Consider the following 9505-nt stretch of genomic DNA (forward strand, 5'->3'; position numbering starts at 1 on the left):
CAACTCCTCTACAAAGTACTGCTTTTCCTTCCCACATAATTTAGCAGTCTCATTAAATCCACAAGATTCACCGAGCCATCTCCGTTGATATCTGCCGCCTTAAGCGCCTCACCTTCCAAGAGTCCCTTTCTGCCCACGTGGTTCAGGCACTGCATCAGATCCACAAGATTGATATTGCCGTCCGCATTGATATCTCCCGTTATTCCGCCCTCGATATGGATCTGATAAGATGCCGCCAATTCACCATCGGCGGTAGTTACTTTGATTTCGACACTCCCGGCTTTTTGTGCCGTTACAATTCCAGATGAGTCCACCGTGGCAATTTCTTCATTGCTGCTTGTCCACACTGCATTTTCTAAAACGCTGCCGGAAGGATAACATACGGGATCCTGCCAATAGTTTCCCTCTTGATCAATTTCTACATTATCATTTATAAAATACATATTTTGAACCGCCGGCAGAATGGTTTCGTTAATTACCGCAATTTCCTTTTCCTTCAATGCCTGAATATCCGCATTATTCAGCGGAGTATTGGACACATTGATCTCCTGCAGGCCCTCTAAATCTGTCAGTACAGACAATCCGAAAATCATATTCCCGGACAGATCCAGCGTCTGCAATTGCTTCAGGTTCTGCATAGGCCCCAGATCTTCTTCTGTCAGATTCGCACATGACAGATTGACACTAAGCAGACTGGCTAAAGTCTCCATCCAATCTAATCCCTCCAGAGGATTTCCTTCCAGAGACAGCTGCTGGAGATTTATACAGTTCTTCAATTCCTCCGCTTCTGTTATTGCATTGTAAGACAGATCAAGGTTTACCAAACTCTCCGCTTTCGCCAATGCTTCCACTCTGCTGATCTCATTATTTGAAGCATTCAGTACTGAGAGCTTTTCCGTGTTAATTCCATTCAATGATTCAAGGCCACATCCGCTGATATTCAGTTCTGTCAAATTCACAAGGTCTGATAAACCTGACAAATCTATTTCTTTCATAGGATTATCCGCCATGTTCAAATACTGCAGGTTCTGCAGTGTTCCTGCCGTTCCAAAAACCAGGATCTCATTTCCGCTGACATCCAGCCATTCAAGTTTAGTCAGTTTTTTCAGCGAAGACAGGGTGGTCAGTTCATTATTCGCAAGCTGCAGTTCCGTAAGTTCTCGTAAAGAAGCAAGCGCCCCCAGATTAGAGATGTACTGCCCGCTGGCGTCTAACTTTTTTAAATCCCGCAGCCCGAATATGGGCGACAGATCAGTAATCTCATTATTTGCTATATCCAGTTCTTCCAGGTTATCAAAATACTGAAGCCCGTTTAAATCTCTGATGTATCCGTTTGAAAGATCCAGACTTGTGATTTCATCAGCCTTACTAAAATCCGGTTCTCCCGATCCATCGTCTCCCAAAACATCTATCAGTTCCTGCCGCAGCCAGTCATCCTTTACAGTCGGCGATAAAGCGGGTATCACAATTTCCTCCTGCTCCTCTTCCGGTACATCTATACTTTCCGCTGAATGCTCCGTTGCTTTGGCAGACATAGTTTTCGCACTGCCCGAAAGTATATCCAATACCTTAAAGCTCTTCTTTAAATCCTTAACACTCTTACTGTCACTGGTATTCAGTACCGAAGAATCTATGCAGACATTTTTGACTGTTTTTTCTATAAATTTCTCTACTACGGACGTTGTAATATCTCCCCATCCAAACGCGCTTTGCAAGGCTCCCGCAATACCGCCGCTGGCATATCCGATAAACTCACTCTTCATATTCTCAGCCAGATATTTTTTAGCCTTTTCTGAGAACTCTTTTACATTTGCATTTGATACGATTCCTACAGTTGAGTCATAAGAAGCCCCGTCCACATTTAGATACACAGCGTTCACTCCGCCAAATCCAAATGCAACGCCTTTACTTTTTAAGACACACTCCTTCCCGTTTATCTCAAATCGTAATTCCTGCTGCACACTGGACGATTCCACAAATCCTTCGCAAAGAGGTGTATTCAGTGTGTTGATCCATACAGATGCCAGCGCGTTTACAAATTGATTTTCTTCCGCTGTCAGCTGACTGCTATTGGACTGAAAAGCGCTCTGTGCAGCCACGCTGCGGAAAACCCTCTCCACATTCTCGCTCCACTTGGCGCTCTCAGTCGTAGAGGACAGATTTTGTCTGGCCGCAAATGTCCATTTTGAAGTATTTACAGTACAGGTAGATACACTGATATAATTGCTGCTTTCCAGTTCCAGTCTATGAAATACCTCTTCCTCTTCCACATACACCTTCCCGAGACAGAATTTACTTCCATTTACCTCCAAAGAAACATCATCGTTCCCGTAAAATACAACGCTAAACTTTCCGCTTGTAGAAACAAAATTATTCTTATTTCCTGTTAATTCCAGTTTCGTGCTAATAAAAATCGTGCCATCATTGAGGGCGCTGTTTTTTGAACCTGTAGTCATACTCATCTGCCCTGCTACAATCTTTCCGCCGGAGGTTACCGCAAGAGTACTGCGTCCTTCAAAATTCAGCTTATCCGAAACCAATAATCCTCCCGCAACTTCCAGTTTTCCGCCACTGTCCCCGATCCATCCACCATTTGCGGTCACACTTCGGGCATCAATTTTTCCGCCATCTTTCAGAACTAATTTCCCGCCCTTTTCGATAAAAATATCCCTGGCGTTCAGCGTTCCGCTTACGGTTACCACAGCATCCGAACGGATATACAGCGTCCCGTCCTCCATCGTTGCCGTGCCCGCAACATTCCATGTGGTATTCTTAATCACCTTATCCCTGGCAATCGTCTCTGTCTTCCCGCTCCCGGTCTCATACCGGTCACTGGCGGAAAGATACTGCTCCTCCTTACCGGCAATAGATACAGTCGTCTTGCTCTCATCAGGGAACCAGCGTTTCCAGGTAATGTCCCCGCCAAATTGTTGTAATATATCAGAAGTCCAGGTAGAATCGTTGGCAGGATAATATGCAGTTAATTTAGGAGTATCTTCAAATGCATCGCTGTAAATATTGGGAACTTGTCCGTAAAATTTAATAGTTTTTAGATTTGCACAATTAGGAAACGCCCGGTAAAATATAACCCTTACACTATCAGGAATTTTCAAATCCCCTGTCAAGCCACTACAATCCCTAAAGACTTCTTGCTCTATTTTTTCTAACCTATTTGATAAATGTAACTGACCATTAAAGCCACTGCAATTATCAAATGCTTGATAACTTATCGATGTTACACTATCGGGAATTTTCAAATCCCCCGTCAAACCACTGCAATAGGCAAATGCAAATTCCTCTATTTTCTCTAATCTATTTGGTAAATGTAACTGACCATTAAAACCACTGCAACCACTAAATGTCCCCCTCCTTATCGTCGTTACACTATTGGGGATTTTCAAATCCCCCGTCAAGCCACTACAATCCCAAAAGGCATAAGTTTCCATTTCTTTTAATCCATTTGGCAAATGTAACTGACCGTCAAAGCCACTGCAACCATCAAATGCCTCGTAACCTATTTCCGTTACACTATCGGGAATTTTCAAATCCCCTATCAAGCCACTACAATGGTCAAATGCAAATCCCTCTATTTTCTCTAATCTATTTGATAGATGTAACTGACCGTCAAAGCCACTACAGCCATAAAATGCGCTGTCACCTATCTCCGTTACGCTATCAGGAATATACAAATCTCCCATCAAGCCGGTACAACCGCTAAAAGCTCTTTCCTTTATTTTCTCTAACCTATTTGGTAAATGTAATTGACCATTAAAACCACTGCAATCTTCAAACGCCCCGTAACCTATTTCCGTTACACTATCGGGAATTTTTAAATTCTCTGTCATGCCGCTAAAATTATAAAAAGAATAGTTTCCAATACTTGTAAGTTCTTCCGGAAATATTACTTCTGTTGTAAAATCATTATATTTTGGTTTGGAAGTCCAAGGGCTGCAATTGCTATATTGCCCATAATCATCCATCTCTCCATACCCCTCTATCTCCAAGGTATAAGTGTCATTTCCTTCCTCATCTTTCCCATTCACCGTAATCGTCCATGTGAGATGTTCTCCACAGGATCCCGTTCCTACTACTGCCCCTATCTCCAGATTTTTATTCTGTTGTTTCTCCGCGCTTTCTATCTCTTCCTCTTTTCCCTCATCTGCTCCTCCCACTGCTTTATTCTCTTCCGCCGTTTTTTCTTCATCTTCGTCCGATTCGTTTTCTAAAGTATCGTCAGTCACAACTTCCTCTGACTCATTTTCCGCCTCTTCTTTTTCTTCTGTTTCTTCCTCTTTCCCTTCCCCTTGCTCCGGATTATCTTCGCTGATTTCTTCCTGTACGCTCGCACCTTCTTCCGGCTCCGCTCCCATAACCGTTAACGTAGTTGTAATTCCCATCACAAACACTAACACCCATGCCACAACGTTTTTCCTCATTATCCACCCTCACTTCTTCCTTTCTCAATCAAAACCTTCCTTATAGCAAAACAGCGTGGTTTCCACACCACGCTGTCCGCATTTTCCGTCTCCCTTATCTTTTGAACACGCTTTTTTCCAGATAATCCTGCTGGCTGCCCTTGCTCTTATTAACAGCGCTTTATACGGTATGATATTGCTTTACCACAACACAAACAAAGCCTCACCCCTTCATCTCTTCCTAAAGGGTTGGAGTTTTCCTCCCCACATAATTTAGCAATCTCATTAAATCCACAAGATTTACTGAGCCGTCTCCATTGATATCTGCCGCCTTCAGCGCCTCACCTTCCAGGAGTTCTTTTCTTCCTACGTGGTTCAGGCACTTCATCAGATCCACAAGATTGATTTGTCCGTCCTGATTGATATCGCCTGTTGTTATATCTTCTCCACTCCCATCTGGAACAATCTTAAGTGCCGCATAGTTGCAGTATTTAATCCCCGGCTTAATCACCTCAGACAGTTCCATTTCCTGCAGCGCATCCATGCTTTCTCCCGCACAATATATGGATGATCCTTCCTCAGCCAATGTGCCCCCCTCGATAACCCGGGAATAATTGTTCATCGCAGTCTGAAGAGATATATCGGAATAGTAAACTCTCAATTCGCTTAAGTTTTCTCCGGATGTTAGCTCTTGAAACCTTACTGCATATCCATTTACTGATTCTGTCAAATTGATATCTACCACCGAATTACCTGCATATAAATATCCATTGTATATACATACTCCTTTTGACATATTTGCATTTATCGGTGTTTCTTTGATCGTCAGAGTACTGTCCAGAATATTGATATATTGCAGTGGGGATGCACTAGCGCCCCTGTTGTATATCCCCGTAAAATCTGTGATCTCATTATTCCCCTTTGCAGATATATTCAGTGACGCCCCATTTTTCAAGACGAGATTTCCCACATCATTAATTCCTGCGTATCTCCCCTTTAAGTCTTCCTGGGCAAGTCCGCTGCAGTTTGAGGCATCAATATTGATCGTACAACCGTCTATATTCAGATTATCATCATATAAGTAGCCTGTAGCCCGGAAAAACTCAATACCTGCATCATTACTTCCGCCGCACTTTATATTCAAGGTTCCTCCACCTGTAAATGTTACACTGGAAAATCCTCTGAACAAAACTGCTGCCTGAGAATATCTCACATCCCCTGTCGGATTTTCATAAGATAATGTATTTTCTCCTATGAGACGTATGGTCAGATTATCTCCTGCTTCACTTACCTTTCTGGCACTGATCAATGGGAACATACTATCTCCATCAGCATACCTGGGCGATACAAAATTCACATTGTCAAATGTCAATGTACATGTCTCCTTGTCAAAAGTAATCCCCGGATATTTACTCCCTCCGCTCGTGATAACGGAGCCGCCAACGGCTACTTGAACTTTTCCTTCTCCCTCAGCATGAACCTGAATAGCCTGTACCGTCAGGCTAAACGCTGTTATAAGTAAAAAAGCCGCTAATAGTATACAAAACTTCCATCTACAGATTTTTTCACTCATTTTCCCTCTCCATATCTAACGATTATTCTCAAACAGCGCAGTACAATGATGTACCGCGCTGTCATTTTCAGTCATTATTATTTGTGGCACTTATAACCGCTTATCTGAGTCTTCTTCTCAAAGCCATCACCGCAGCTACTGCTGCCGCTGCACATAACAGGATTAAAGTCCATACTCCGATCGGAGCTGTATCTCCTGTACGCACAGTGTCGCTGTCGCCATCTGTACCGGACTGATTTCCGCCTGCCTGGCCGGCATCGGTACCTGCACCAGACTGATTTGCTTTTACTAAGATCTCGCAGCTTACTGTCTGCTCACCGACCTGCGCTGTGATAGTAGCTGTTCCTGGCTTTAATGCTGTTACTTTTCCATTTTCTACAGAAAGGATAGTGGCATCAGAACTGCTCCACTCTACATCCCGCAGATCTGTCGTATTCTCCGGATTGTAGACAATATGCAGTGTTTCGCTGGAACCTACGACCATTTCTTTGATGATCTTATCAAATGCAATGGATTCCAGAGGAATTTCTTTTACTCTGACTTCTGTCTCGGCAGAGTACTCTCCTACAACCTGACCTTCACCGTCTTTAGCTGTTACAACAGCTGTTACCTTTGTTGTTCCTTCCTTTACTCCAGTCAGTCTGCCCGTCTGATCAATGGATGCAACACCTTCATCAGAACTTGCCCACTGAATAGTCACCGTATCAGTGATCTCATTTTCAGACAGAATATCATACAGATTCAACAGGTCGTACATATCAATAGACTGACCTTTGAGAAGCTCCTCTTCCATATCTTCAAAATCAATCTGGCCACCCAGCTCCTCGCTCAGATGATTTTCATTGATTGTCACTTGTGTGGATGCTGTATATTCTTTCGTCTCTCCACTGAGTGTTGTAACATTCACTTTTGCTGTAATGTTTGCTGTGCCTTCCTTAATACCTGTGATCATGCCATCTGCTGACACTGCAGATACTTCAGTATTGTCACTGGACCACTCCACAGATGTGATGGTATCATCATTTTCTTCCGGATCACATGTAATATCCAGCACTGTTGTTTTTCCTCTGTTAAGCGTTATATCCTGTGGAAGGGATACATTTTCAATATGAACCGGAACCGTAATCACGCACTCTGCCTTTGTTCCATTCCATGCTTCTGCTGTAATGACAGCGGTTCCTCCCTTGTCCGTAGCCGTGACTGTTACCGCCGCTCCATTATCGGTCTGAGCTGTTGAGACAGTGGCTACCGTCTCATCGGAACTGCTCCACTTAATTGTCTTATCTTCATCCGTCGTGGAATCAGGCTGAACTGTTGCTGTCAGCTCTGTCGTCTGTCCTTTTTCTACAATTGCCTCATATTTATCCAGCACCACAGCATCAATGGGAATCTCGTTTACAGTGACTGTTACTGTTGCTGTCACATTATCTGCTCCAGTCAGAGTAATAGTCGCTTCGCCGGCAGTCACACCAGTTACCGTTCCATTCTCGTCTACTGTTGCCACAGCCGGATCCGAGGATGTGAATGTAACAGTTTTATCACTCGTGGTGTCTTCCGGGTCTAATGTATATTCAATTGATGCGGTCTTATTCTTGTCAACTTCTATACTTTCATTTTTCGGGATGATCTGTTTCAGCGGAGCATCTACTGTCACGGTACAGCTGTCACTGTGATTTCCAACTGTCGCTGTAATGATTGCGCTGCCTACTCCTACTGCTGCCACTGTTCCACTTCCGTCTACCGTTGCCACCTTCGGATCAGAACTTGTCCATGTGACAGTTCTATCATCTGTGGTAGTATCCGGATTATAGGTTACCTCCAGTGTCTCCTTTTCTCCTCGATGGACGGTTGTCGTTTCCTTAATATCAATAGATTCCAGTCTTACTTCCTGTACTGTAATTGCATATGTATCTTCCAGTCCGCCAACGGTAGCTTTAATATTTGCAGTACCGTCTGCCACTGCCGTTACCAGACCTGTCTGGTCTACCGTCGCAACTTCTTCATTATCACTGGACCATGTTACAGTCGTGTCGTCTGTAGTATCCTCCGGATCATAAAGAACACTTAACTGTGTGTTGGTTCCTTTTTTGATAATTGACTGCTCACCGGTAATCTGAATTCCCTGGAGAGGCGCATTTACTGTCACCTTGCAGGATGCACTCTGTCCGCCTGCCGTCGCTGTAATATTTGCTGTTCCCTTTCCAACTGCCGTTACCAGACCGCTCTGATCTACCGTTGCCACTTCCTCATTATCGCTGGACCATGCCACTGTGCTGCCGGCTCCTTCCGGCTCAACATTTGCAGTCAGCTGTTCTGTCGCTCCTCTGGCGATAGTAGTTTCGTTTTTATTCAAAGAAATTCCTGTCACAGGGACTACAACGGATAAGGATGTATTATCATTATTTGTATACTCAAGCACCGCTGTACTGCCGTCCGTAATCATAATATTATACGTAAAGCCCAAGTCTCCGACTGCCGCATCTTCCAGTACCTCAAAAGTGATTTCCATCACCGTTCCATTAGAAACCGCTGCCTTGGTACGCCCAATAAGTGCTGCGACACAACTTCCAGATACATCTGATGTCAGTGTATAGATATCCCAGTTATCCATACTTAATCCATCAAACACTGACCCCCTTTGCGGCTCGCCTACAACAGCGACTTTCGCCGAATCATAGAACAGCTCATACTGAAGTCCATATGCATTTACATTATCTGCCATGGACACAGTAACCGTAAACTGGTCGCCCCTGTGAAGTTCCTGCTTGTCCGCAGTTACCGTAAACGTTGCCTCACTTGCTGCTCTTGCCATGTTTGGAGTCATTGTAAACACAGCCCCCATTATCATGACAAATGAAAGCATAAACGCAAGTATCCTTCTGAAATGTTTTTTCCTCATTTCAACATATCCTCCCGCTTATATTTATGAATAATTTTTTAATTTCTTTCTAATTATATCTTTGTATGAACTATTTGTCAATTCTTTATCCCCTTGAGTTTCCGCCGAATTATCCCCCTAAGATAAATCAGCTGAGTTTTGTTATCCACAACTTTCAAAAAATGGCCAAAATATAAGGAATCCTGTTCCTTTTTGATGTAAAATTAAGCTGTCAAACAAAAACCTTACTAAACAAAAAGAAAGGGGATTCCTTATGGCTAATTCTACATCAATTACTTACCGTTTGAAAAGAAAAATTTTGACTTTTACAAATAAAATTTCCCGCAGACTTTCGAAACCAGACCGGAAGTTCACAGCAGATATGGTTTATGGCATTCTGGCATCCAGAAGCTGCCTGCTCACTGATATTTCCGACCAGCTTCATGAAACGACACAGAAGGCGAATACTGTAAAACGGCTTTCCAATCATCTTTCAGAAGGAACGCCGGCTTCTGCGGCTGCTTCTTATCTCCACACCGTAAAGAGACTCGTTCCCTCTGAACCAGTGGTCCTCATTGATGAAAGTGATATCGTAAAACCAGATGGAAAACAGTTTGAAGCTCTTGGTATCGTTCGCGA

At 43.5% G+C, this 9505-nt stretch carries 4 protein-coding genes; 1 reads left to right on the forward strand and 3 read right to left on the reverse strand.

Features of this window, described 5'->3' with window-relative positions:
- Nucleotides 1–8 precede the first annotated feature (8 nt).
- From B5E62_RS15525 to B5E62_RS15535, 3 genes are all read right to left on the reverse strand, one after another.
- On the reverse strand, nt 9–4436 hold the full coding sequence (locus tag B5E62_RS15525) for a leucine-rich repeat protein (RefSeq protein ID WP_087175424.1): 4428 nt from the start codon (nt 4434–4436) through the stop codon (nt 9–11).
- Nucleotides 4437–4656: 220 nt separating this feature from the next.
- Complete coding sequence (locus B5E62_RS15530) at nt 4657–5988, reverse strand: dockerin type I repeat-containing protein (RefSeq protein ID WP_087175425.1); 1332 nt, start codon at nt 5986–5988, stop codon at nt 4657–4659.
- A 100-nt stretch (nt 5989–6088) separates the two neighbouring features.
- A complete protein-coding gene (locus B5E62_RS15535) occupies nt 6089–8887 on the reverse strand; it encodes an Ig-like domain-containing protein (protein WP_087175426.1) in 2799 nt (932 codons plus the stop codon).
- A gap of 253 nt (nt 8888–9140) precedes the next feature.
- On the opposite strand from B5E62_RS15535, the gene B5E62_RS15540 reads away from it, so the two are divergent.
- Nucleotides 9141–9505, forward strand: a 365-nt coding sequence (locus B5E62_RS15540) for a hypothetical protein (RefSeq protein WP_087175431.1), incomplete at its 3' end; no start/stop codon positions are given.

The organism is Lachnoclostridium sp. An118 (assembly GCF_002160985.1).
Classification (GTDB): Bacteria; Bacillota; Clostridia; order Lachnospirales; family Lachnospiraceae; genus Claveliimonas; species Claveliimonas stercoravium.

Excerpts from the sequence above, each read along its gene's own strand:
- B5E62_RS15535 (WP_087175426.1), bottom strand. The coding sequence starts at position 8,887 with ATGAGGAAAAAACATTTCAGAAGGATACTTGCGTTTATGCTTTCATTT.
- B5E62_RS15530 (WP_087175425.1), bottom strand. The coding sequence starts at position 5,988 with ATGAGTGAAAAAATCTGTAGATGGAAGTTTTGTATACTATTAGCGGCT.
- B5E62_RS15525 (WP_087175424.1), bottom strand. The coding sequence starts at position 4,436 with ATGAGGAAAAACGTTGTGGCATGGGTGTTAGTGTTTGTGATGGGAATT.